Here is a 25,403-nt window from a genome sequence, read left to right on the forward strand (position 1 = left end):
TTAAAGTTAATATTCAGTTTTAGGTTGAAATTCTCCAAAGTGACATTACTTTAAGAGAACCCCAATTATTAAATCCTTGTTCATAACACCTTTCCATTTCTTCTTCCGCTTCTTCTTGGGTATCAAAGAATAAAGTAGGTGCTGTTGTAACAATATATTTGTCTTTCTCTTTTACATCGCTAGTGAAAATGGCAAATACCTGTTTACTTGTTCCTGTTTTTGCGAGGAGAGAATAATAGTTTGCGGTATCATATTCGTCCCACGTTACAACTGCTTTAGATGAGAGATAATGTGCTCCTCTCATACCATGAGAGAAAAATTCATCAACCTCCTTTTGTGTATTAGTTAATACCTTCGACATCTTTTTTTCAAGATGATGGATTGTCCAAAGCAATACTCCATAGTCAGAATTTAATTTGTCTATAAGTTCTACGCGATCAACACGTTTCAGTTTCTTACGACTATATTCCTTTGAATACAGATAGCATAAAATGTATATCAGCTCCTCATCAGTATATAGCTTGAGAAGTTTTGGACTGAGTTTGGGTGTTTCGGTCAATTCTAAATAATGAGCAAGTTGATTCAAAAGAATCAAAACCCTTTTGTGTTCTCGTAGTTTCATAAGTCACATTCTTTTATTTCACAGTGATTTTTGATTGTACTTAATACGTGATTATAATCACGACTTTTCGCTTCTTTCAGAACCTCATTAATTTCGTCCTGCGTCCATCCTTCACGTTTGGCTTGCCGTTTAAAGGCGCCCATAATGAAGAATGTGTTGCCATTTACCCCATCTAAATCAAGGTTGACCGTTTTTTCTATTACTCGTTTCATAGTGTATGTTTTGTGTACCTCTTGGTACTGGTTAAATAAGTGTTGATTATTGAATTCGGTAGTTTGCAGTCAGTACTTCTGTTTTTCTGGAAGTCCGTGATTTTCCAAGAGTGGCTTTATTTGCCGTTAGTGGCTTTGAAAATTCAAGGGTATGCCAGCCAAATTTTTTGATATAACTATCAAGAATTTTAGACGGAAAACTGCTTAAGAGAAATTTTCCTTTTACCTTAGAAAGGATAGTGAGTAAGCGTTTGAAATCTGCTTCGCTATATCCTTGGTAGTGTCCTTGATTGGTGTTTATATATGGTGGGTCAACATAATGGAATGCATCTTTGGTATCGTAGGTTTCAATGACCGTGCAAGCATCGTTGTGTTCAATTTGCGCACCAACAAGTCGTTTAAAAATCGACCCATCGAAGAGCATTTTTTTATTCTGAAATGCTTTTAATCGCTTCCCATATTTATCAAATCCCCATGAGCCGATTCTGCATCCGAATCCCATATTAGTAGCAATATAGAATGCCCACGCTTGCTGAATTTTATCAAACAAATGAGGCATTCTATACATAGCATAGGCAACGGAATATGTAGCACGGGAGAATAGTGTAGATTCAATTTTTACTCGAAGGCTTTCAAAATCGTTAGTGCAAACTTCAAAGAAATTAACCACCATCGCATTGGCATCATTAATGATTTCAGATTCCGATGGTTCCTTTGCAAAAAACACCGCTCCACCTCCAAAAAAGGATTCTGTATAAATGGTATGCTCTGGGATATTCGGAAGAATATGTTTGAGCATATTTATTTTTCCACCGTAATAGGTTATAGGGGTTTTAGGCATAAATAGGTGAAAGTTTATAGCTTCCCATCATCTGATAGGGAGCGAAAACTTTCTGAGGTAATAATTAAATGATCGAGTAAAGTAATATCCAAGAGAGTAGCAGGATCTTTGAGTCTACGTGTCATCTGCAAATCCGCTGTTGATGGTTTTAACGTTCCGCTAGGATGGTTATGGGCTACGATTATAGCGGATGAATTGGTGAGTATCGCTAACTGGAAAATTTCCTTAAAGTTAACTGATACTCCCGTCGTGTTACCTACACCAATTTCGCTCATTCCAAGCGCATGGTTATTGTTATCGAGAAGTATAAGCCAAAAGAATTCCTTATGGTCAATACGTTTCTCATCAACATATTCGCGTAGAAGTTTTACGGCTGATTCAGACGATGATATCTTCTTCGGCTCTTCAAAAAGTTGACGTTTGTAATGAATGTGTACTTCGTGACAAAGACACAAGTTGTGTATTGTTTTCATAGATATTGAATTTTGGTTTCAACAGCAGTATTACAGAAGTTGGAAAACCAAAAAAGGTACGCCTATGTATGCTACATCTATGTCACAGGATACGTTGGTAAGGGATCGTGGTTGCAGAAAATGGTCTGCTCGGCTTCCCTGAAATCATCAATTTTAAATAGATATCATAATTCTCAAGGCTTGTAAAATCTGATGTTTGAAAGATGGGATGGAATTCTTGTACAAGATATTTAGCATCCTGTTGTCCTGTTCTAAAAGCAATGACGGTTCCCACATTCCCTAGAACAGCGTTTTTGATATCGGTGTCCAGCTGATATAAGTATTGATTCGCCAGAGTTAAAGAAATCTTGAATTTTCTAAGTTCACTTAATATCCCTGAAATGCTAGGTGACGTGTAGTTTTGAAACTCATCTAAAAAAATATGGAATGGTACTCTTTTATTCTCTTCGGTGTCGATGCGGGAAAAGGAAGCATTGGCGAAAGAAGTGATTAAAACCGACCCTATGAGATGTGAAGCATCAACCCCTATTTTTCCCTTACTGATGTCTATCAAGAGAATTTTAGATTGGTCAATGCAATACCTAAGAGATATATCCTTTTGGTTTGTGATAAAAAACCGTTTGATGGATGGGTGTGCTAAAAACGCCCCTACTTTGTTAAGAATTGGGATGATATCATTCTTGGTATATTTAGGAAATTCATTATGCCAAAAGCGAAGAATTTCTTCGTTATCAATCTTGGCCATACACTGTTCTCGGAAGCTACCGTCGTGAATAATACGTGGTATATCACTCAAGTCAGACTTTGGAATGGACAAAAGGGTTAGCAGAATATACCTCAAGATATGTTCTAATTTTACACCCCATGCACTTCTCCATAGCTTGTGAAATGCATCAAGTAATCCACCAACAACGAGAGATTTCTTCTCTTCACTTACTTTTCGCAAAGGATTATATCGGTAGGTCAAGAACGGACTTGCGATATCTAAATAAATAACATCGTTAACTCTGTCTCCAGGAATATTATTCAGCACATTATTCAAAAGGTCGCCATGAACATCGAAAACAGCACATCCTCGCCCATGAAGAATATCTTGAAGAATTAAGGTTGTGAGAAGGTTTGTTTTACCGGCACCCGTTTTTCCAAGAATGTAGGTATGCATTAAGCGATCCTTTTGGAAAACACCAAAAACCTTTCCGTCATTACGGAAATTGGTCTTAGCAAAATAGCTTATTTCTGGATTCCAAAAATTCATACTTGAGCAGTATGACTCGCTCAGGAATGATATTCTAGGTGTGACATAGTGTGTGACACCTAGATTGCTTTTGCTACTAATAGTATTCTTACAGTTCTATGAGAAATAAACGAGAACAATCCAAATTAAAAACTTTTATAAGCAAGCTAATGAGTGGGGCGACAGAGGACGAAATGGTATCGGCTGAACAATCATTTCGAGCATATATAGCACTAGCACACAGAATAGCCAAAAGAAAGATATCTAATAGTAAGAAAAATCTTGACGAATAGAAAAATATAGTCAAACATGAAGATATATTATTAATTATTTACATAAATATTATGAAGAATGTATATGGATACATACGTGTATCAGACCAAAAACAAATAGATGGGGCTTCTTTAAGCGAGCAAGAGAGAATTATCAAAGAATATGCAGTTAAGAATAATCTGAATATCTTGGAATGGTTTAAAGAGACCAGAACCGCAGCTAAAAAAGGAAGACCTCAATTTACTAAGATGATGGACCTTCTTCAAAAAGGAAATGCAGGAGGAGTAGTAATCCACAAAATTGATCGTAGCGCAAGAAATCTACATGATTGGGCTTCAGTAGGAGATTTAATAGATAAGGGAATTGAAGTCCATTTTGCACACGAAAGTTTAGATATGACGGAACGTGGAGGGCGCTTGTCTGCTGACATTCAAGCGGTAATGGCATCCGATTATGTACGAAATCTTAGACAAGAAGCGCTAAAAGGATTGTATGGAAGATTAAAGCAAGGGATTTATCCTTTTAGAGCTCCTATAGGATACACCAATACCGGTAAGGGTGCCGTTAAGACGATTAATGAAAAAGAAAGCAAATTAATTGTAATGCTTTTTGAACTCTACGTTCACGAAAATCATTCAATAAGATCCCTTGTCCAAATTATGAAAAATAATGGGCTACGTAATTGGCGAGGAAATCCTTTAAGTAAAACAAGTATAAGTAGAATCATAAACAACCCTTTCTATATGGGACTTATGAAAGTTAAAGGAAAGATTTTTGAGGGTTCGCACGAACCAATAATTTCACCTAGACTTTACAAACAAGCTCAAATAAAAATCAATGGAAGAATAAAATCTACTAATTCTTTCAGACATAATTATTTGTTTAGAGGGTTAATGAACTGCCATTTATGCTCTCGTTCTATGATTGGCGAATTACAAAAAGGCATGGTTTATTATCGATGCCATCAAAAAGACTGTCCGACTAAAACAAGACGCGAAGATTTTGTTGAGCAAAGTGTCATTAATTTTTTAAAGCATATTAAACTTACAGATGATGAGCATAGAATCTTTAAAAACATTCTTAATGAACATGTTCAAAATAAGGAGCAATCGAAAGAAATTTTACTTAAAGGTTTAAATCTACAGCTAAATGATATATCACTGAAAGAACAGAAATTAGTCGATGCATACCTAGAAAATCTTATTGATAAGGAGGAACTTAATGAACGGAAGAAAAATTATAAAGAGCAAATATGGGATTTGAAATATCGGAAAGATAGAATTGAAAACGAGAACAATGAAATGTTGAAGATATTGACTGAAGCGCTCGAACTTTGTAAACTCCCTATAAATATGTATCATTCTGCAACAAGAGAAGAAAAACGAATGATGCTTAAAATGATGGTCTCGAACTTTGCTGTAAATGAAAAAAGAGTAATGATTTTACCATTATCTCCATATTCATATATCCTAAATCGGGATAAACTTACGTTATGTACCCGTAACCCAGCACTATCTCGAACTTTGTCACAACATATTATCTATTCGCATAAGAATACTTCACCAATCCTTCCTAAGCCATTGAATAGTAGTGAAATTAAATCTCTTTTCAAACTTCTGATAAAAAAGAATTCAAAAGCACATGCTGATAATTCACTCATTCGAGTAGATCATAGTCCCTAACTCCTAGAATAAATTTATAATCAACATACCTCATATTTAATCTAACGAGGTGTAGAACATTATGAAAGGATATAGAAAATATAGATTTGAAGATTGTCAGTTAGAAATTCTTGAACCACTCCCTATCAATGACGAAGTTCTCGCTCTCTATCATCATATTAAAAGAGAGCCTAGCGAATATATAGAAGCATTAATGGAAAAAGCTAGTAGAGAGGAAATGTTAATGGCAGAAGATACTATAAAAGATTATGTGCTTTTGGCTGCACGGATATCTGAAAGGATAATCGAAGGACAAAGTAATGAACCCGAGGAAGAGAAATTCCTGTGTAAAAAACAAACAAACTCGAATCTAAGAAAACAGGAGAGTTTACCGTTCTAACTACTCAACAATCTACTATTTTGCCATTGCCCAGCAATAGGCACATCAATTTTATCTCGTGCAACGCAAACGTTGTCTTTAATAAGATAACATTCTACATAATGCTTTCCGTAAAAACTTGAAGTTTCGGAACGTGACTCAGAACCATCATCTGGCAAGATTTGACCTCGAACTCCGTGAGATTTCGCTTTCGGCCCACAGTTTCTTACTTTCCATTTAACCGAATAAGCACCAAATACATTATGGTTTTTAATTGAGAAGTTTAAACTAGCTCCGTGCATTAAAATTGGTAGGTCTTCCAAACGTTGTTTAAAGCGCCAACCTGACTGATCTACAAGACACTGGATAGTCAATTTGTTTTTGAGATTAATAGAGTGTTGATCTTCAATGAATTCTTCGTAGGGGCTATAATCAACAGCAGAAGGATTTTTAAGCGTAAGTGATTGATTATTTAAAGGCACTAATGTAGTACTACTTTGATTGAATAATTTATTAGCAGTGCTTTCCCCAACGATGTCCATAAAGCCCTCTCTAATTAAATCTACGTTTGCCTTATCAACGAGAGACTCAATATCCATCTTTGCTCTATCCAACCAGATATAAAAATTATCACGTCGTTGAGGGTATTGAACCCATTTGTCTGCAAAATTCTCGCGCCCATCCACAGGATTTTTAATCTCATCATTACCGTTAATATCAACCGTAATATAATTAATCATATTATCCAAGATTGCACCAAGCGCATCGAAAATATTATCTTCGTTTCCATACGCATGAGCGCTTAGGGTAGTGATAATAATAGAAATCGGTTTGTCTTCATCATTACCGAAGAGAGTGTCCCGGTGTCGCTTAAGTATTTGCACAGCACGTTGAAGTGGAGTTTTAACTCTATAGAAAGGTATATCATCGATGCTTACATTTTCCTGAGCGGAAAACATTCTTTTAATTTCATTAAGTTGAATCTTCATCTGATTCTTAAACCATTCAGAATATCCCTTAGGATTACTTTTTGGCCAATCGGTCGTGTACGAGTCATAATTATCGTGTAAATTATCCGTCATACTTATTGCTTCAGATGCATACTCAGAAGACACCCCTAATTGTAGAAGTTTAGTTCGTGAATTTGTATCTGGTATTACTGGAATAATATCTAAATGAAATTTGGTTCCTTCTGCATAGTTTAATCGCCAACAACGTCGATTTTCAGGAATTTGGAGTTGGTTTATATATTGTGGTTCTTTGAGCCTATCTCCAATGAGATCTTTAAGTTGGTGTTGTGTAAAATCATTATGACTCGCATCAAGTTGGCAAACTAAATCAACATCATATTCATCATCGTCTCCTATGGGTCGTATCATTGTACCGAGTCGAAAAGAACCTTGAGGGAAAATTTCAGGGCTATATTGACCTATGTTAGGACAATTCCCAAGAAATGTACCAACCGCATTATAATGTTTTTCAGCCTCTTCATATTGAGAAGGAGAGAGATCAAGTAACTCCGTTGATTCTTTCAGTAGTTTATTAAGTGTAGTTTTCGTAGTCATATTATATTTCAAGAGTTTTAATGAAGCCATCACGCTTGCGGTTTTGATCATAAACTATAAAAGGTAAATCGGCTTTGGGGTATCGTAATCTACCTAATTCAATAGCTGTACTAGGTTGCATGGCAGGAAAAATATGAATGACACCATTTTCCCCATGAGTAGTTTTGATTTCATTTAAAACTTCTCGACACACTGTTCTAAACTGAGCCAAATGCTCTCTACTTTTTATATAGTCATTGTTTGGTTCGCTGAGAGTAATTTTCCAAATAGAACAACCATCACCAAGCACTTTTTGGATTCTGTCATCATTAATATCGGCACTCAACGCAAACACTAATGCGATAGTGCCATCAGTCTTCTCTGGTTTGATGATTTTGAAAAAATTATTATCAACTTGTTGGGATGACCATTTCCAAGTTTTAGGTTCTTTTTGATTATTAAATACGTGAACATTCGCTAAATCATATAAAAGCGTACCTAATTTTATTAGTAGCGGTTGAGGTGCAATTCCAAAGACAGAGTACGTTTGGATTTCACTAGATTCTAATAAAGGTGTAATTTTTTGTTGAAATTTTCTCACAAGATTTGCCTCCTCAAATTTCCAATATTCAGGGTCATCATCCTCAAATGAACTATTTGATAAGCTAAGTTCAAGGACCCCCTTATTAGAAGGATATAAATCGGGCGATAACGCTACTAGTGTATCCTTATAAATTACTGGAGAGCTATGGCTTCCAATATTTGCTCCATACAAAATGACGTGACTTTCCTTGCTTTCAGAAATATCTGTTTGAAGCTCCATACGTTGCTCGTGTTTTCTTTTCATCTTTTGAAGTAATTCAACTGGGTGTTCCTCGACCTGTTTTATGTCAATGAGTCTGTGATGCTCATCACATAAAAGCATGAGATTACTAATGTCGTCCTTCAATTCTTCCGACAGAGTTGCATGTCCTCTCGGACCTCCTTCCTTATCAGCAATGATGTGAGCTATGTATGAACTATTGAACTCTGCCTTCGTTAACGAATCCTTATACAACTGCTTACCACAACCATCATACTGACATCTTCCAGCAGACTTACCCCATAGGATAAATCTTGTTTCTTGTTTTATATAAGATACAGACATATTCTTAAGTTTAACAGTCGTAATATCAAATAGCTATCCAAATCCTAAAGAAACTGATAAATCGTCAATAATGTGCCATATTGTCTAAACTTATCTCAACATATCCACCAGTTTAAAATAGAAAAAAAACTGCTGTGTATAGCAGAAGATTCTTTTGTGGATAACCACACTTATTTATTCACATTAATAAAAAATAACATGAAAACAATTTATAAAATCTGTGTATTAAAACGATTTTTGAGTAGTATAGTGTGCATAACCTTGTCTAGGTACCACACACCCTACTCCTGTGGTACCCGTAACTCAGCACTATCTCGAACTTTGTCACAACATATTATCTATTCGCATAAGAATACCTCACCAATCCTTCCTAAGCCATTGAACCGTCAACAAATTCAGAAGCTTTTTAATGAACTTTTAGAATCTACTGAAAAATTATCCGAAATAAAAAATGCTCCTACTAATAATGCGATATAAACAAACCACCCAAGTCCCCAACGAAATTTTCGATAGCCACTTATCATCCCTTACACATTCAGAACTAAAATTATTACTTTTCATCATACGCAAAACCTACGGATGGCAACTTAAAAATGGCAAGCGTAAGCACCGAGACCGTATTAGTCATTCTCAATTTATCAAATTCACAGGTACATCAAGGAGGAGTCTTCCTTCAACTATTCAATCGCTAATTCTCAAACAGCACATTACAGTAACAGATTATAATGGTGTATTACTTCATACTCCAGAATCAAGAAAAGGCAAGCTTAATATATTCTATGCACCGTTATTTCATTCCTATGTAAATCAAGGTAGTAACCTAGGCAAAAAGAAGCATAAACCAATGCAAATAGGTCTCTATAACAAAACTAAAGAAACAAAACTAAGAGGTAAAAAAGGTATTCAACGTCAAACAGATTGGGAGCGGATGAAAGATATTTTGAATATGAAAAAATTTGCTGGAGATTGATATAGCTATATTAACTTTTATAAAATTGAATACTACAATTGAAACAATTAATACAAGAGAAAGAATTACTCTTTCCAATAATGAAGACCATTGGGTTTGCATCTACAATATCCATACAATGGATATAGGTTTTGCAACCTACGACGCAGATGGTAATTTCTTAGAGCCTTTTCAAGGCTCTTGGTCTGGTCTCTATGCGTGTCAAAGCTGTGGAAGAATTATCGAACAAGAAACGTATAAAGCTGTAGGGAAAAACACAAGATTTAAATCCTACCATAGCACTCTTAATACTGTTTCAAATACTAAATAGTTTATCCCATTATCTCACGTTAAAAGAATATCTCTCTGAGATTTAACTCTCAAATACAGTTTAATTTAACATTACAAAATACTGGACGAAGCAATTTATCCCCTTTCTATCCACTAAGCATTGAGCGACCGCGAAAAAAATTATCCATTTGGATAATATTGAGTATACATTGTAAGTACTAGTCAAGAGGGAGTAAAATTTTATACAATAAAAAAGCCAGCGGAGCATAACCCCGCTGGCAATTTTATTATGACACATTCACATCATCTCCTACGGAGACTACGGAAAGAATCACCACTTGATCAAAAAGACGTTGCCGTCTTACTTAATATGCAAGCCAGTAATCTTGTCCGCTATGAGCAAGGACATCGGAATCCTCCACCAGAATTGCTTCTGACGTATCATATGCTCTTTGACACTTCGCTTTTAGACATTTTAGCACCCTCTTACAAGTACGTCGCCGATACTCTAAAAACAAGAAGCAAGAAACTCATTGCTGAGCTTGAAGCACAGCAATCGCCAAAGAGCATCTATAAATTACATTTTCTAAACGAAATTGTCAATAGATTAAACACCACTGCTCCCTATGAGTCAAGAAGCTAAAGAAACCTCAGAAATAGTCATGGCAATATTCGCCAATGGTCGAGGATTTGGATTAGCGATAATGAAAGATGCTCTTACGGTGGTTAATGCTTATAATGTGACAATACGACAATATCCTATTTCAAACAAGCATGTTTTAAAGCGAATCAAAGAGAAAGTATCTTACTATTTGCCTTCTGTTATTGTACTAGAAGAACCCAAGGGATATGGCTCAAGAAAGTCAAAAAGAGTACAAGATCTTATCAAAAATATAGCAAATTTTTCTAAATCAAAAGATTTAGCAGTTCATCAATACTCACGAAATGACATACGATTTGTCTTTAGTGCATTTAATGCGCACAGTAAATTTGAGATTGCTACAGTTATCAGCGAGAACATTCCAAAGCTAAAAGAGAAACTCCCAGAAAAGAGAAAATCACACAAGGCGGAGAGTTATGCTATTTCAATTTTTGATGCTGTGTCGTTGGCCATTACTCATTATTATCAATCTTAAATTATAAACACCGCAAAGGTGTTTTAAAATTTGTTAATTAGCTAGTTAGAATCAATTAAAGTTTTACGTCTATTTTTAAAATCTGTTTTCCAGGCTATATACTCGGTAATATCTTGATCAATGATTTGGCTACTTGGCATCAATGGAATTGCGGTAGTTCCGCCGTCGTGCTGAGGAACGGAATATTTACTGTACAAACTTAACAAGTAGTCTATATCTGATATCTCAGTAACTGCGTAAGAATATAAATTCCCTTTTTTGAAGTTTATATTCTTTGAAAACCTTTGATACGCCTTATTTGAAAGAACCTCTTCAACTGTTTTTTCTAAAAGCATTCTAAATCGTTTACGAGCTACCTCAAGTTTAATTTCTCGATTATGTACATCAGATATCTGAAGTGAATTATGATCCATTAAAATTCTACGAATGGTAGCAATTCGTTCATCAACATTTTTGGCGAGATATGGTATTTCATCAGATACAATACCACTAATTTCGTTGTACTTTGTAATACCAATAACTTCGCAATCTGTATTGAGTTTATTTTTATGTGTATCAATGAGTAATCTTAAAAATGATAAGTCGTGAGTCAAAACTATTATCTGCCTATCACTTGATAGACCTATAATTTTATCTGAAATTAAATCCCTATAATCCATATCAAGAGAGTTCACAGGGTCATCAAAAACAATTGTATTTTTTCGATTATCTATGGTGCATTCAGCAAGGAAATTTGATAGAGCGACAATTTTTTGTTCCCCTTCACTCAATACGCTATTCATACCCTCTCCTATATCAGAGAAACTACATTTTTGATATGTAGTACCTGAGTCAGTCCGAGTTTTGTTTATACCTACTTTTGTAGCTAAATCAGTATTGAAATCAAACAGATGACTAATAAATTCTTGATGTTGGAGTGCAACAGCTTGAGTAGCCATTAAATCTCCAATTTTCTTAGATATTTGTGTTGTTATTAATTTTGATTTGCAGGTTGAAAGCCACTGCTTATAATGATACTCATCATAATACTGTAAAATTGTTTCTTTTTGATTAAATAATAATTCTTTTGTAAGGAGGTTATTAAATTCAGCAACAAATTTTAATCTATTCTGTGAAAATTCGATATTACTTTTAATTTTTTTATCAATTTTTTCAATCAATTCCTCAATTTTATTGGAAATTATATTTTCTGGAATTACTAAATCCCCACCACTCTTCAAGAACTCTATTAAACTTGTTTGTATTTCTAAAAATAATTCATCAAATTCTTTATAATGCTTATCAAACTCATTTATATATTGAGTTAAATCTGAATAATTTGATAAAGGAGCAACGCTTGTATTTTGTATTGATTTTAACCTCGCTTCTATTTGTCTCCTAACTGTATTTAATTGAGTAGATACATCATTGAGAACAAATTCATTAAATTTTTCTAAACGACTTTGAGCTTCTTCATTTAAATCTTGCTGACATAACACACATTTCTCTAATGACTCACTCGATGGAAATACATGGTCATCGGTTAAATTCTCTTTAATCGCAAAATTCTTAGCAGAATTCCATAAGATACTCCAATGATCTGAACCAAAACCTGAAAGGGTATTTACTGCTCCTATTTCGTTAGTAGCTAAATCATAAGCAGCTTTTTTAAACTCAAATAGTGTTCTTAAATCTTTTATCGTTTGTAAGCTCTCAACATTGTAAACTTCTTCAATATTTTGAAATTGTTGTAGATAATTTTCGACTCTTGCTTTTAATTCTCTTAAAAGTTTAATTTTTTCTTGAGGGTCTTGAGTTTTTAAAAGTTCAGTTAATTCTTCTTTACGTTCCTTATCTTCATCACTAAAAAGTATATAATTATCAACTTCTACACGAGTTTTCGATTGTACCGTTTCATACCAGATTCCCGCAGGTGTAGATTGCAAATCAATTCTTATGATAGGCTTTTGAGTATTATAGGATTGTATTTCTTCATCAAATTTTAAAGATATTTGAGAATACACATCAATAAGTCTTTCTAAGACATCAATTCCTGTTGGTTTATATTCTGTAGGGTTTTCATTATTGACATAAATGTTTCCGCATTCAGAGTCAAAAACAAAAATGGAATTTAATGCAGGATGCGACGGTAAACTTTCGTCCCACTGAAAATCCTGATTAGTTCCATTTTCCTCTATTGTAATCAACACTTCCTGTTGATCTTCACTTACTTTAAAAACATTCTTTTTTAATTCTATCCCTTTATCTCGACTCCAACACAGTTTTTTTAGAATTCTTGAGTAGCTAGATTTTCCAGACCCATTATTACCATATATAACTATAAGACCAGTGTTAGCAAACTGAAGGTCTGCTTCATTATGAAGAGCAGAAATATTTATTGGGTTTTTAATACTGATGAGCTTAGGGTAATCTATACTTGTGGTAGATGCCGTAGGTATATGAGTATTGTTAAGGGGAACAGCGACTAACGTAACGGTATCATCTCCTTCGTCTTTTTTATGCAATTGTGTTAATTCCCCAATATCTGAAATTGATATACTTTGGGAGGTTATAATTCTTCTTAAAGCATCTTGAGTAAAGCTACTTTTTCCAACAGACCATTGTAATATTTCTTGATAAATTGACATAAGATAATTTTCTATTAAGTCTCTGTACAAAAGTAGTATATAGTTTATCTAATTGTTATCAAAACTTTGATATTGTAATTTCCAAAACAAATAATCTTTGTTGAGCAAGTATTTTTTAAATAGCCCAAAAAATACCCACTATTGGTTACATATTTATAGTTTTAATTTCCTAATTTTAAAATCTACTTTTCTGAATTTCAATAGTTAAGCTTGAGTAGAAAATTTTTAAAACATATATTATGTTTACAAAACATACCAACATTTTGTTCTTTATCTGTATTGTTATAGCTGTATCAACTTCCTACTCTCAAGATAAAATCATTGACCAAGGCTTGAAGACCATTAAAATTGATCTAGATTCAGGAACTGTTATAGATGAATTCCCTTTTGATGAGAATATAAATTTAGAGATAACAAGCAAGAAAAATAAATTAATTGATAGTGTTGCTTATTTTGAAGTTGTTTATGTTGAAGGAAAAACAATTCTCGATAATAGTAGATTAAGACGATATGCAAGAAAAATATCTAAAACAAGAGATTCAACAATTTCAAATGCTAAATTTATTCCTATACCACTTGAAGATGGAGATATTAAATATTTAAAAGTTAAAACTAGTGGTCTCTCACCTTATACTTATAGAGGACTTTTAAAACCTTTAAATCCAGATAAAATTTATCAATTCTTATTGACAAAAAGACTCAATAAAAAACAATTAGACACAGTCTATAAAATACTTAGACTTGTAAAAAATGATAGTGCTTCAGTTGCTGAAAAATTATTTTTAAAGGAATTGAAATCTCTTGATGATAACTCATTCTATTTGTTAACTCCCGAAACAATGAGTTCTTTCGAGTTTTTAGAAGATTCGCTCTTGCCAAAAATAAAAAAAATCTATTCCGAATTTTCTAGTCTTAAAAAACAACCTCAAGAAGTTAGCCCAAACGACATAGAAAGCTATATGACTATGTTAGGAAGTAAAAAAATATCGGACATTGAATTTTCTGAGACTATGTTTGGCTTTACTTCAATTGGTGGTGAGAATAATCTTAATGTGTATTTAGGATTAAGAGCAATTGGATCAGATACGATTGCAAACCTTGAAGACTACGGACTTAGAGCAGAGAATATTAAAGCAAGTAATAAAAAGCTTAAAAAGCTCGACAAACAATTTAGAAAATTAATTACTCACAAAGCTACCGACATTAATTTAGCAAAATTCTATGAAGAAAATATCTTAGAAATGAAACACAGTCTTCAGTACAACGATAGTCTTGTTTCTGCCATTACAAAGAAAGCGAATGATACTATCAATACCTATTACAGTTTTAGCGATGTTGTGACTAATTCAACAATAGGTAAACAGGACAAAAAAACTGGTTTAGCATATTTAGTAGCTGATATTGGCTTCGTAAGTGCATTGGGAAAAGATCAAGCTAATGAAACTGAATATATAGGTCGACCATATTTAGGATTAAACTGGCATATATCAGGCTACAACAAAGATAAAAAGGTGTCACAACTAGCTCAAAAACGTTTCTGGGCTCGATTCTCTTTATCCTTTGGTGTAACGATAGGTAAAATAGATGAGGGTGGATATGAAGACCTCTTTGAATCTGTCTCACCAACATTAGGGTTGAATACTCGCCTAGCTAAGAATGTTCGAGTAGGGACTGGTGTCTTATTACTTCGCTATAATAGAAATCCAATTGTAAGTAAAGAAAGTTTGGCACCCTTACCTTATTTAAGTATTTCGTTTGACAGCAACTTTTTTAAAGAATTTGCACTTTTCAATACAATCTTTGGCAAATAAATCTTTCAGCTATGAATAAATTATATATAGTATTTTTTGTTGTTATTTCTTTATTATCATGCTTACCAGAAGAAGTACAATTTGATGACTTAGTAGAATCCATCTCTTTTCCACAAGCAGGTAAATTTATTGCTGACGGTGAAAGTTCAATTAAAGTTGAAGTACGTTTTAAAGAAGATGTAGATATCTCGGATATAAAAGCAGTCGCTATTGTCGACCCTATATATATGTCCCACGCAGATAGCGAAGATGAAGAATACACTCTTGAACCAGAAGTATTTGGCAATGGACGTGTGCGTTCAGAATTTACGGTTATAAGTACAACTAGAGCAGGAAAATTTAATATTAGATTCGATGTTAATCAGTTCCAAAGGATTTACCCTTTAGAATCATTTATATCAATTCCCCATTCTATAATAATAAGTAAATCATCCAATTCAGTACAATCCGGATTTATAGGTGAAGTGACGATTGAAGGACTCATTCTGAATGAGTTTGGAAGAAAAGCATCCCAAGGTGTGAAAGTGAAATTTACAGATGTTTTATCAGACGGCAGTCCAGCGGGAGGAATATTTCGTGCAGAAAATTTAGTTTCAAATAGTGATAGTAAAGTTTCAACTATTTACTCTCCGGGAATTATTTCAGAAGATCAATTTATAACTATTAAAGTAGAGGTACTAGATAATAATGGTAACCTAACGGGAATTAATAATTCAACAGAAATATTTGTGTATTAAGAGTAAAAAAACAGCAATATGTCAAACAATAAAAAGATGCAAGAACTTGCGCAAAAGTTAACTTCTACATTTGAAGAGTTCGGATTCAAAAATGCAAATCTAAATGAGATTTCATTTAGCTATTTACAAGATAATGATAACAATTCAGAAAAATTTGCGAAATTTAATAGAGCAGCGCAATGTAAATTGGTAAGAAATCCTCGTACTGGGGAGTGGGATATTATATGTAACTAAAAATTTAATTTTGCGATAATTTTTACTTATAAACTCAAGTCCTGAATTTGCAAGAAAAGGGATGTGAATATATTTAATAATTGCATTAATTAATTTTTTTAACTTCGATAAAGCAACTATTGTATGGATTTTTAAATCTCCATAAGTTCATTTGGAAAACTTTCAAAAATAAACACTCTATCAAATTTTTCTTTTTTTAATTTCTCTGCAATATGGTCAAATCTATAACCAGAGGATTTATTCCCTATACCTGCTTTCATAACTAACCAATTTTCATCAAAAAATGCATCGTAATCAGTTATTAAACTAGCCTTTCTTGTTATAATTGATTGAATCCACTCAATATCTACATAATCAACAAGAAATTCACCTGCTGACTCCCACGCAGGAGATATTTGAGTAGTAACGTGAATGGAATCTATATACTTATTTTCTCTTGAATTTCTTTTGGTTTTTACTGTAAATTCTCTTCCTTTATTACTAGTGTATATGTTAGATACTGTGTTAAAAATTAAATCGACAAAATAAGCTAAATCGTGCTCTTTTGTGTTCATTTGATAATTTGAAAAGGTAACCCAAACACGAAATGAAGAACCAAATTTTGATATGAATTTTTGTTCAGCATCTTTTATGATTTTCTTTCTAAAAGCTTCAATTTTTTTCTGTCGTGAGTTAATTAATTGGGTTAACTCAATAGAAACTTTTTTATCAATTAAATCAACACGGAATTCTGGTTTTTCTCTATTTTTTATACCTTTCACTAAAAGTCTAAGATGTTTATGGGATACAAACTTCTCAATAACAAATCTTTCCCTTTCTTTCTTTTTTGTGATATAGATTAGCACAAATTAAACTAAAAATTCATTCAGCTTTTCTCTTAATTCCAAAAGTCTTGGTTTCAAGAATTTCTCATTTCTTTTGTAATAGTCTTTAATATGTTTTACATCCTCTTGTCTATCTATTTCTTCACGGAGATTTGTTTTTGGATAACCCGACGTTACATCCGTCATTAACGCACCCAAGAAGAGAATACTTAAGTCTATATTTCTATGTAAAGGTAATTCTTCACTTTGTCTGCTCCATTTCTCTCCCGTATGCCTCCAAACTTTTAGAGAAATCTCATCTTCATCATATTGAGCATTGCCAATAGATAAAGCTCTCACATCTGTATCAGCTCTATACTGAGCATCTATTTTATCGTAATCGTTTACTGATATAATTGGTTTATGACCTAAATTATTCGGTGACTTCATTTTCTATTATTTTTGATTAATATTTCAAATATTTGTAGCTACAGATAAACAATATCTATTTCATCAACAGGCACATTAATTTGTTTTGACAAGTAATCCTTAAACTCATCTTCATCTCTAAAGAAAGTACCTACATCTATTCGATTGGTAATATCATTTTCATTTTCATCGAAAACGGTATCAACTTGATACATTCCACCTGCTCCAGCTCGTTCAGCAGTTTCTGAGTCTATTCCTATACTATAAGTTGGCATATGATTTTAATTTAAAATTAATAATGTTTACAATTTAACTAAATTCTCTTTCTTAGTATATTCGTGAGTTTAAATTAAACTGAGTAAAATTTAAAAAGTTAAGCTTATCAAGCTCTTAAAGATTTCTATACATCAAATTTTAAGTCATTTATGCCAAAACCTAAAAAGTTGTTATTCTCCGTTGAGGAAATACTTAAGGAAATTTATAGTGATAGTATATCTGAAACTATAGAGAAATTAGAGGAATATGGTTTAGTTGAAGTATTTAATTCAAAACTAAAATATCTAAAAACGAAGCTAAAGAGGGACGACCATTCAGCTATAAATCTAAATGTCTTCTCTATTTCATTATTAAAATCAATTAATGATATAGTGCTTAAGGCAGGGTTAAAATTTACATACCCTAAAATTCCCTTTCAACTTTATTCTTTCTATCTCAATCAAAATTGAGGGTTAAGGTAATTACATTTTAAATTCATGCGAAATAATATATCTGTGCTATCAATATTGTTTTAAATTTAAGCTAAGGATTTTTCAGCATTAATTTTTTGTAAAGATCTATTGGCATCAAACCAATTTCTCTTCTGCGGACGTCCAAATTTTTTCTATCTTCAGTCTCCGCTAACTCAACAATGTTATTTATATAATCAACATTTTTAAATTGAGTTCCATAGAGTTGTTTTTCTCCATTATTTACTTTAATCCTATCGTACAAATAAGCAAAATTTTCAGCTTCAAGATCACCATTTTTTACTGCTGCTTCAATATTATTTAATTGTGATTTTTGCCATTCTTTATCACTATCAGAATGTTGTATGATAAAAAATATTCCATCCATGCCATCTTTCCCAATTAGTTGTTTAGTTGGAAATCCAAATTCCTTAAATATTTGTTTTAGTCTATCTCTATTTCTTGCATCTACATCAACACTGTTGTCTTTAATTATCTGAGTAGTATCAATATTATATTTTTTAATAATATCTTTCATTATGTTTCTACGAATTGCTTGATCGTCCACATACATTTTTATTATTTCTCTTTGTATTGTTCTATTACCAACTTTCTCCTTAGAAACAGCCAAACAAGGTTTTATGTCAAATTTCAAATCTTTTTCACATATCGCAACCAATATTTCTGGAGATTGGTCGTTCAAGATTTTTGTTATTTCATTATCTTTTCCTAACTCGGCTTTAACATTAAGACCTACTGTTAAAAACTTTACATCCATCTCTTTAGAATATTTTATCAAAGAATCAAACTGAAAATCAGCCATTTCATATTTTTCGTCCATCGAGCTTTCAACCATTCTCCAGCCAAGTTTCCAAATCTCATCTTTGTCCATCTTATATTCTAAAGTGTGTTTGCATGAAGAAATTAACATCGCATTAATAAGGATGATTATCAATGCATATCTCTTATAATTAATCATAAAGTTATTTTAATTTTTTAAATTATAAAATTACATTTTTTAATAAAGGTTAATGTTATACAAATTTTTATGTAAATTGACATAAATTCATAACGTTTTAACAAAATAGGTGGAAGCCGAAAAGCCTTAATAGAGTAGGTAGAACTAAATTTATTTTTAATATGAAAAAATTAGAAAGTCTAAAAGATTCCAAATTTGAACTTAATCAACAAGAGATGCAATCTGTACAAGGTGGATCCATTACTGGGCATTATGTAAGCACTAACGAACGTGATTGTGCTGATTTTGTTCAAACGGATTGGTGCATTGACCTAGAAGATTAATTAACTAAAAACAAATAATCATGAAAAAATTAGAATCAATAAAAGGATCAAAATTCGAACTGTCTCGGACTGAAATGAATCAAATCGAAGGAGGAACGGATCCAAATTACTCATACAAGAGTACAACTACTATTCTATCTGGTGGAGAAACCAGAACGGATTTAACCGCTTATGATGTATGTTTTGATCTTTAATAAAACAATTTGCTAATAAATAAAGGGTCATTTGTAATGGCCCTTTATTTATTAGAGTATTTAGCAAGTGAGAGTTGTATTAACAATTTCAACAATAAAATATGATTTTAATAATAAGTCAATCTCATAATGAGCCCTCTACCGATAACGTTATTGATTGGATTGACTATCTGAATATGTCCGTCAAAAGAATCAATGGTATTGATTTTTACAAAAATTTAGAGATTAATATTGATAATGAAAAATCATATTTAAAAATTAAAAATATTCCCTTAGAAAAAATAAAAGTAATTTGGTTTAGACGATGGATAACAAGAGAAAATGTCAAAGATATTTTCATTGAAAACAAACAATCTGATAGATTGAGGCAGAGAATCAATACATTTCTCAAGAATGAATTCAACGAACTAGCTTCATTTTTTTTTGAATGGATACCAAAAGAAATTCTTTTTGAGCGTATTTTTGATAAGGATATAAATAAACTGTCAGTAATCTATAAGGCTTCAGAGTTAGGCTTGGAGATACCAAAAACATTTATAGGAACTAAAAAGAATGATTTTAAAGAATTACTAAAAAAACAAAAATTAATTGTAAAAGCAATTTCAAATGCTCCTACATTTGATGTAGATAATGAAACTTTTGTTGGCTACACAGAAAAAATAAAAAAAATCCCATCTGAACTTGGTGATTTTTTTGCTCCATCATTAGTGCAAAATTTAATTGAAAAAAAATATGAAATTAGAGCCTTTCTTCTGAATAATACTTTTTATTCTATGGCCATATTTTCTCAAAAAGACAAACAAACATCATTAGACTTTAGAAAATATAATTGGGATAATCCAAATAAAATGACTGCTTTTAAATTGCCAGCAAGTATTGAAGATAAACTTTTAAAATTAGCAAAACATTTTCAATTGAATACTTGTTCTTTTGATCTTATCAAAACAATTGATAATAGATACATATTTTTAGAAGTGAATCCGGGTGGTCAGTTTGGAATGGTAAGCCACCCGTGTAACTATTTTTTAGAAAAAAAAATTGCTGAGAAATTAATCCAAAGATGTAACTAAGCATGAAAGATAAAATATTAAAAAAAATTGATAAAAAAGACTATAGTAAGATGAATCTTATTAGTTTAAATTTGACGCAACCTTATACATACAGTTCTCATACTATTTATAATAAAAGCTCTATTCAAAGTAGTTTTCACAATAGCCAAGATTTAAAAGGAGGGATATTCTATAAAAAAACCAGTAAACTTTTAAGGTAAGACTATGATTAAACATGATAAAGATGATTATTTCATTCTGTACTCAAATTGTGTTCCTGTCAAAGGTGCGATAAGGAGCGTCATTTGCGATTTACAAATAGGGAAATACTTCTACATACCTAACGATTTGTTTATTTTACTCAAGGAATCCAAGAGAATGAAATTGAATGATTTAATTGAACAATATGGTGTAAATAATAGTGAAATTATAAATGAGTATTTGGAATATCTATTAGAGAATAATTTAGGCTTTATAGATTCTGAACCAGAATTATTTCCAGCAATGAATTTAGAATGGGATTACCCATCGAAAGTAACTAATGCTATATTTGACGTAAATGAAAAATCCCTTATAAAAGTAAATTATAAGAAAGCTTTTAGAGAGCTAAGTGAATTAAATTGTCATTGCTTACAAATAAGATTTTTTTCCAAAATAGGGTATGAAAAACTAAATGACCTATTGACTTTATCTTTTGATAGTAGGATTAAAGAAATAAGACTTTTTTTAAAATTTAATAAGGATGATTTTGAAAGTATATCTACTAATTTTATAAATGAGCATTCTAGAATTACGGAAATTATTTTCTTTGATTCAGGTAGAGATGAAACTGAGAAAATTCAAGGAGTTAATTTCACCTTTTCAAGTAACCCTAATATAACATCTGAAGACTGTGGGCAAATATGTCACAGCACTTTCAGTATAAACATACCCCATTTTACTGAATCGTTAAAATACAATAGCTGTTTAAATAGAAAGATTTCGTTAGACGAGAAAGGTTCTATTAAAAATTGTCCTTCTCATAATGTTATTTATGGAAATATAAATGAAGATTCATTTGAAGAAGTTTTGAATCAGCAAAAATTTCAACATCTTTGGAAATTAAAAAAGGATGATATAGCTATTTGCAAGGACTGTGAGTTTAGATACATCTGTACTGATTGCAGAGTGTTTCTCAATGATGAAACAAATGATTTGTCAAAACCTTTAAAATGCACTTATGATCCTTACTCTGCAAAATGGAATTAAATATCTAGTTGTACTTTTATTTATTTCTTGTTCCGAAAATAGGATTACATTCTATGAGCTTCAAGAGTATAAAGGTGATAAAATCGAGATTCAAGAATACTATACTGATGATGAGAAAGGTTCTTTAGAATTAAGGGCTGTTCAAGCAAGTTTGAGGGGCGAGTATCGTAAATCTCTTGATTTAACATCTAAATTGTTTTCTGAAAATAATTTGAGTGATAATGAGAATCACTCCTCAATAGTTCCATATTTGAAAAGTAAAATTTCTGACATCACAACCGACGAGGAAACTAAACTTAAACTAGAGAAATTACTAAAATGGTATCAAGGCATTGAAACAGATTCTATTTTTAAAAACTTTAAAAATAAAAGTGCATTAAATGCAATTAATCAAGATTCAAGAAAGTATCATTTTACATTAATAAATGAAGCTCATTATTCTCACCAACATCGTTCATTCACCAATAGTTTATTAAAACCCTTATGGGAGAATGGATATCGTTATTTAGCATTGGAAGGAATAGGATATGATAACTATATCCAAACTAGAGGTTATGCAGTTAATAATTCGGGTTATTATACAAGAGAATCATCTTTTGCGAATTTAATAAGACATGCCTTGGAAATTGGATATATAATTGTCCCGTATGAGTCAAGAACTAAAAATACGGGAAGTAGTAGAGATTTTGAACAGGCAGAAAACTTAATTAATGCTACTTATAAAAATGATAAAAATGGGAAAGTTCTTGTTCATGCTGGATATAGCCATATACGTGAAATTGGCGACAGAGGTTACGTGCCATTGGGAGCTCAACTAAAGAAGCTCATAAATATGGATATATTAACCGTAGATCAAGAAGTGATGAGCGAACGTGGAAATCCTAATCAAGAAAATTCATATTATAAATTTGTATTAAAGAATTTTGAGATTAAGGAACCTACCGTTTTTTTAAATCCACAAGAAACATATTTAGTAGATCCTATTAACGAAAACGGAATTGATATTCAGATATATCAACCTAGGACAAGTTATGTTCTAAATAGACCAGAGTGGTTAATAAATGATACAAATGCTATATATCCATTGCCTAAAAACATTACCATACTAAAAGGCTATTTTGTTCAGGCAATAAAAGAAGAAGAATTAGAATTTGGAGGTATTCCTTACGATCAATTTGTAATTGATGCTGACGAAAAAGGTATAATTTTAGAGAAAGGTATGTATGTCTTGAGGATATTTAATCCTGATGGTCATCTAAAGAAAATTTCTAAAATAAAGATAAATTTCTAAATTGAAAAAATTCCCACATTTTAAACAGTTAGACGGAAAAGACTGTGGTCCTACTTGTTTGAAAACGATAGCAAAGTTTTACAATAAAACGATTTCTTTGCAATATATAAGAGAAATTTCTGAGACGCAACGTTCAGGTAGTAGTCTTTTGAATTTAAGCAATGCATCTGAAAAATTAGGATTTAGGAGCCTTGGAGTTAAGTTTTCTGTGAATGATTTAAAAGAGGCGCCACTTCCTTGTGTTGTCCATTGGAATAAGAATCATTATGTGGTTCTGTATAAAATAAAAAAAAATAACTTCTATATTTCTGATCCCGCACACGGTTTATTAAAATATAATGAAACGGATTTTACAAAGGGTTGGATTGGTAATAACGCTACATCAAAAACAGAGGAAGGGATTGCATTGTTGTTAGAGCCAACACCTAATTTTTTTGATTCTAAATACATAAAAAAAGATAAGTCATTAGGGTTTAAATTTTTATCAACTTATCTTTTTAAGTATAAATCATTTATTTTTCAGCTTATTATAGGACTTTTGGCGGGTAGTTTACTCCAGCTCATTTTTCCTTTCTTAACACAGAGTATTGTTGATGTCGGGATAAAAAATCAAGACATCAATTTTATATATTTAATACTTATTGCGCAAGTATTTCTTTTTTTGGGGCGTACTGCCGTTGAAGTCATTCGTAGTTGGATATTATTACATTTAAGTACACGAATTAATATATCGCTTATTTCAGATTTCTTTATCAAATTAATGAAATTGCCAATTGCCTTCTTTGACACGAGGATGACTGGAGACATTTTACAACGTATTAACGACCATAAAAGAATAGAACGTATTCTAACTACCTCTTCTTTAAATGTATTATTCTCTATGGTTAATCTCGTCATTTTTGGATTGGTATTACTGTATTACAATATTTCCATTTTTTTAATTTTTGTTGTTGGTAGTGTCCTCTATTTTTTATGGATTGCTATCTTCTTAAAAAAAAGAGCAGACTTAGATTACAAGCGTTTCTCTCAAGTAAGTCAAGAACAAAGTAAAGTGATTGAGCTCATTAATGGAATGCAAGAAATAAAAATGCACAACGCTGAAAAACAAAAAAGATGGGGGTGGGAATATTTACAGGCACGATTATTTAAAATCTCAATTGAAGGACTGGCACTAGAACAATATCAAAGTGTTGGTTCTGGTTTTATTAATGAACTTAAAAATATTCTAATTACAGTGCTTGCTGCAAAACTCGTCATTGATGGATCAATTACGCTAGGTATGATGTTGGCTATTACCTATATAGTCGGACAATTAAATTCTCCAATTAGTCAACTAATAAATTTTGTGCGTGAGTTGCAGGATGCAAGAATATCCTTAGATCGCTTATCAGAAATACATAACAAAGAGGATGAAGAAAGTGAAGATAGGGCAAAAATTCACGAAATTCCGCTAGATGCCCATTTTAATATCGAGAACGCATCTTATAGGTATACAGGGTCGGACTTGTTAGTTTTAAAAGAGTTAGATTTAATCATTCCCGCTAAAAAGATTACAGCCATTGTAGGAACTAGCGGTAGCGGAAAAACAACCTTGATGAAGCTACTACTTAAATTTTATGATCCAATAAGCGGCAGTATAAATATTGGCAATTATGACCTTAAGAATATTTCACAAAAGACATGGAGAGGTCAATGCGGGGTTGTCATGCAGGAGGGCTATATTTTTAATGATAGCATTGCTAACAATATTGCTATTGGTCATGATTATATCGATAAAAATAAATTAGCACATGCCGTCGATTTAGCGAATATTCAAGAATTTATTGAGACTCTCCCCTTGTCTTACAACACCAAAATAGGGATGGAAGGCGTAGGTTTAAGTACGGGACAAAAACAACGTATTCTAATTGCGCGCGCAGTATATAAAAACCCAGATTTTTTATTTTTTGATGAAGCAACTAGTGCGCTGGATGCTCACAATGAAAAAATAATTATGGAAAAGCTCAATATTTTCTTTAAGAATAAAACAGTTGTTGTCATTGCACATAGACTTAGTACTGTAAAAAATGCAGATCAAATTGTTGTTCTAGAAAGAGGAAAGATTATTGAAACTGGCACTCACCAAGAATTAGTTAATTTAAAAGGAAGTTATTTCACTTTAGTAAAAAACCAATTAGAATTAGGAAAGTAA

At 32.1% G+C, this 25,403-nt stretch carries 27 protein-coding genes; 15 read left to right on the forward strand and 12 right to left on the reverse strand.

The window, feature by feature from the left end; genetic code table 11:
- Positions 1 to 19: 19 nt before the first annotated feature.
- From ACSHW7_RS02215 to ACSHW7_RS02235, 5 genes are all read right to left on the reverse strand, one after another.
- Complete coding sequence (locus ACSHW7_RS02215) at positions 20 to 622, reverse strand: hypothetical protein (protein WP_435677682.1); 603 nt, start codon at positions 620 to 622, stop codon at positions 20 to 22.
- A complete protein-coding gene (locus tag ACSHW7_RS02220; protein ID WP_435677683.1) occupies positions 619 to 834 on the reverse strand; it encodes a hypothetical protein in 216 nt (71 codons plus the stop codon). The genes ACSHW7_RS02215 and ACSHW7_RS02220 overlap by 4 nt, the downstream gene beginning before the upstream one ends.
- A gap of 46 nt (positions 835 to 880) precedes the next feature.
- On the reverse strand, positions 881 to 1,675 hold the full coding sequence (locus ACSHW7_RS02225) for a DNA adenine methylase (RefSeq protein WP_435677684.1): 795 nt from the start codon (positions 1,673 to 1,675) through the stop codon (positions 881 to 883).
- Between the two features lie 14 nt (positions 1,676 to 1,689).
- A complete protein-coding gene (locus ACSHW7_RS02230) occupies positions 1,690 to 2,148 on the reverse strand; it encodes a JAB domain-containing protein (protein WP_435677685.1) in 459 nt (152 codons plus the stop codon).
- Positions 2,149 to 2,230: 82 nt separating this feature from the next.
- Complete coding sequence (locus ACSHW7_RS02235; protein WP_435677686.1) at positions 2,231 to 3,403, reverse strand: type IV secretory system conjugative DNA transfer family protein; 1,173 nt, start codon at positions 3,401 to 3,403, stop codon at positions 2,231 to 2,233.
- Positions 3,404 to 3,726: 323 nt separating this feature from the next.
- Between ACSHW7_RS02235 and ACSHW7_RS02240 the strand changes: the two genes are divergently transcribed.
- Positions 3,727 to 5,337: a recombinase family protein gene (locus ACSHW7_RS02240; RefSeq protein WP_435677687.1), complete on the forward strand. Its 1,611-nt coding sequence runs from the start codon at positions 3,727 to 3,729 to the stop codon at positions 5,335 to 5,337.
- 61 nt (positions 5,338 to 5,398) lie between these two features.
- The gene (locus tag ACSHW7_RS02245; RefSeq protein WP_435677688.1) at positions 5,399 to 5,716 is read left to right on the forward strand and encodes a hypothetical protein; all 318 of its coding nucleotides are present in this window, start codon (positions 5,399 to 5,401) and stop codon (positions 5,714 to 5,716) included.
- Here the strand turns inward: ACSHW7_RS02245 and ACSHW7_RS02250 are convergent.
- Both ACSHW7_RS02250 and ACSHW7_RS02255 read right to left on the reverse strand, forming a co-directional pair.
- Positions 5,713 to 7,260 carry a nucleotidyltransferase gene (locus ACSHW7_RS02250; protein WP_435677689.1) on the reverse strand — a complete coding sequence of 516 codons (1,548 nt, stop codon included), beginning with the start codon at positions 7,258 to 7,260 and terminating at the stop codon, positions 5,713 to 5,715. The two genes, ACSHW7_RS02245 and ACSHW7_RS02250, sit on opposite strands and share 4 nt — an antisense overlap.
- A gap of 1 nt (position 7,261) precedes the next feature.
- Positions 7,262 to 8,296, reverse strand: coding sequence for an HNH endonuclease (locus tag ACSHW7_RS02255; protein ID WP_435677690.1), 1,035 nt, complete (start codon positions 8,294 to 8,296; stop codon positions 7,262 to 7,264).
- Between the two features lie 541 nt (positions 8,297 to 8,837).
- Between ACSHW7_RS02255 and ACSHW7_RS02260 the strand changes: the two genes are divergently transcribed.
- From ACSHW7_RS02260 to ACSHW7_RS02275, 4 genes are all read left to right on the forward strand, one after another.
- Entirely contained in the window at positions 8,838 to 9,356 is a 519-nt protein-coding gene (locus ACSHW7_RS02260) for a replication protein (protein ID WP_435677691.1), read from the forward strand.
- 25 nt (positions 9,357 to 9,381) lie between these two features.
- Entirely contained in the window at positions 9,382 to 9,666 is a 285-nt protein-coding gene (locus ACSHW7_RS02265; RefSeq protein WP_435677692.1) for a hypothetical protein, read from the forward strand.
- 249 nt (positions 9,667 to 9,915) lie between these two features.
- Entirely contained in the window at positions 9,916 to 10,269 is a 354-nt protein-coding gene (locus ACSHW7_RS02270) for a helix-turn-helix domain-containing protein (protein ID WP_435677693.1), read from the forward strand.
- Positions 10,253 to 10,762, forward strand: a complete 510-nt coding sequence (locus ACSHW7_RS02275) for a hypothetical protein (RefSeq protein ID WP_435677694.1) — start codon at positions 10,253 to 10,255, stop codon at positions 10,760 to 10,762. The genes ACSHW7_RS02270 and ACSHW7_RS02275 overlap by 17 nt, the downstream gene beginning before the upstream one ends.
- Positions 10,763 to 10,803: 41 nt before the next feature.
- Here the strand turns inward: ACSHW7_RS02275 and ACSHW7_RS02280 are convergent, their stop codons facing one another.
- The gene (locus tag ACSHW7_RS02280) at positions 10,804 to 13,389 is read right to left on the reverse strand and encodes an AAA family ATPase (protein ID WP_435677695.1); all 2,586 of its coding nucleotides are present in this window, start codon (positions 13,387 to 13,389) and stop codon (positions 10,804 to 10,806) included.
- A gap of 239 nt (positions 13,390 to 13,628) precedes the next feature.
- On the opposite strand from ACSHW7_RS02280, the gene ACSHW7_RS02285 reads away from it, so the two are divergent.
- From ACSHW7_RS02285 to ACSHW7_RS02295, 3 genes are read left to right on the forward strand one after another with little or no spacing between them, the layout of a single operon-like run.
- Positions 13,629 to 15,200 carry a hypothetical protein gene (locus tag ACSHW7_RS02285; protein ID WP_435677696.1) on the forward strand — a complete coding sequence of 524 codons (1,572 nt, stop codon included), beginning with the start codon at positions 13,629 to 13,631 and terminating at the stop codon, positions 15,198 to 15,200.
- Between the two features lie 11 nt (positions 15,201 to 15,211).
- Positions 15,212 to 15,937 (forward strand): hypothetical protein, encoded by a 726-nt coding sequence (locus ACSHW7_RS02290; protein ID WP_435677697.1) that lies wholly within the window; start codon positions 15,212 to 15,214, stop codon positions 15,935 to 15,937.
- Between the two features lie 18 nt (positions 15,938 to 15,955).
- Positions 15,956 to 16,171, forward strand: a complete 216-nt coding sequence (locus ACSHW7_RS02295) for a hypothetical protein (RefSeq protein ID WP_435677698.1) — start codon at positions 15,956 to 15,958, stop codon at positions 16,169 to 16,171.
- 131 nt (positions 16,172 to 16,302) lie between these two features.
- On the opposite strand, the gene ACSHW7_RS02300 is transcribed toward ACSHW7_RS02295, so the two are convergent.
- From ACSHW7_RS02300 to ACSHW7_RS02315, 4 genes are all read right to left on the reverse strand, one after another.
- A complete protein-coding gene (locus ACSHW7_RS02300; RefSeq protein WP_435677699.1) occupies positions 16,303 to 16,932 on the reverse strand; it encodes a hypothetical protein in 630 nt (209 codons plus the stop codon).
- 87 nt (positions 16,933 to 17,019) lie between these two features.
- Positions 17,020 to 17,424 carry a DUF6530 family protein gene (locus ACSHW7_RS02305; RefSeq protein WP_435677700.1) on the reverse strand — a complete coding sequence of 135 codons (405 nt, stop codon included), beginning with the start codon at positions 17,422 to 17,424 and terminating at the stop codon, positions 17,020 to 17,022.
- Positions 17,425 to 17,462: 38 nt separating this feature from the next.
- Positions 17,463 to 17,678, reverse strand: coding sequence for a hypothetical protein (locus ACSHW7_RS02310; protein ID WP_435677701.1), 216 nt, complete (start codon positions 17,676 to 17,678; stop codon positions 17,463 to 17,465).
- Between the two features lie 523 nt (positions 17,679 to 18,201).
- Positions 18,202 to 19,020 (reverse strand): DUF6624 domain-containing protein, encoded by an 819-nt coding sequence (locus tag ACSHW7_RS02315; RefSeq protein ID WP_435677702.1) that lies wholly within the window; start codon positions 19,018 to 19,020, stop codon positions 18,202 to 18,204.
- Positions 19,021 to 19,268: 248 nt separating this feature from the next.
- On the opposite strand from ACSHW7_RS02315, the gene ACSHW7_RS02320 reads away from it, so the two are divergent.
- From ACSHW7_RS02320 to ACSHW7_RS02345, 6 genes are all read left to right on the forward strand, one after another.
- Positions 19,269 to 19,430 (forward strand): hypothetical protein, encoded by a 162-nt coding sequence (locus ACSHW7_RS02320; RefSeq protein ID WP_435677703.1) that lies wholly within the window; start codon positions 19,269 to 19,271, stop codon positions 19,428 to 19,430.
- Between the two features lie 20 nt (positions 19,431 to 19,450).
- Positions 19,451 to 19,624, forward strand: a complete 174-nt coding sequence (locus ACSHW7_RS02325; protein WP_435677704.1) for a hypothetical protein — start codon at positions 19,451 to 19,453, stop codon at positions 19,622 to 19,624.
- Between the two features lie 101 nt (positions 19,625 to 19,725).
- Positions 19,726 to 20,694 (forward strand): grasp-with-spasm system ATP-grasp peptide maturase, encoded by a 969-nt coding sequence (gene gwsG, locus ACSHW7_RS02330; RefSeq protein ID WP_435677705.1) that lies wholly within the window; start codon positions 19,726 to 19,728, stop codon positions 20,692 to 20,694.
- A 204-nt stretch (positions 20,695 to 20,898) separates the two neighbouring features.
- Positions 20,899 to 21,921 carry a grasp-with-spasm system SPASM domain peptide maturase gene (gene gwsS / locus ACSHW7_RS02335; RefSeq protein ID WP_435677706.1) on the forward strand — a complete coding sequence of 341 codons (1,023 nt, stop codon included), beginning with the start codon at positions 20,899 to 20,901 and terminating at the stop codon, positions 21,919 to 21,921.
- Positions 21,893 to 23,212: a hypothetical protein gene (locus ACSHW7_RS02340; protein ID WP_435677707.1), complete on the forward strand. Its 1,320-nt coding sequence runs from the start codon at positions 21,893 to 21,895 to the stop codon at positions 23,210 to 23,212. The genes gwsS and ACSHW7_RS02340 overlap by 29 nt, the downstream gene beginning before the upstream one ends.
- 1 nt (position 23,213) lies before the next feature.
- Positions 23,214 to 25,403 (forward strand): peptidase domain-containing ABC transporter, encoded by a 2,190-nt coding sequence (locus ACSHW7_RS02345; RefSeq protein WP_435677708.1) that lies wholly within the window; start codon positions 23,214 to 23,216, stop codon positions 25,401 to 25,403.

It is taken from the genome of Patiriisocius sp., assembly GCF_051252435.1.
Taxonomy (GTDB): domain Bacteria; phylum Bacteroidota; class Bacteroidia; order Flavobacteriales; family Flavobacteriaceae; genus Patiriisocius.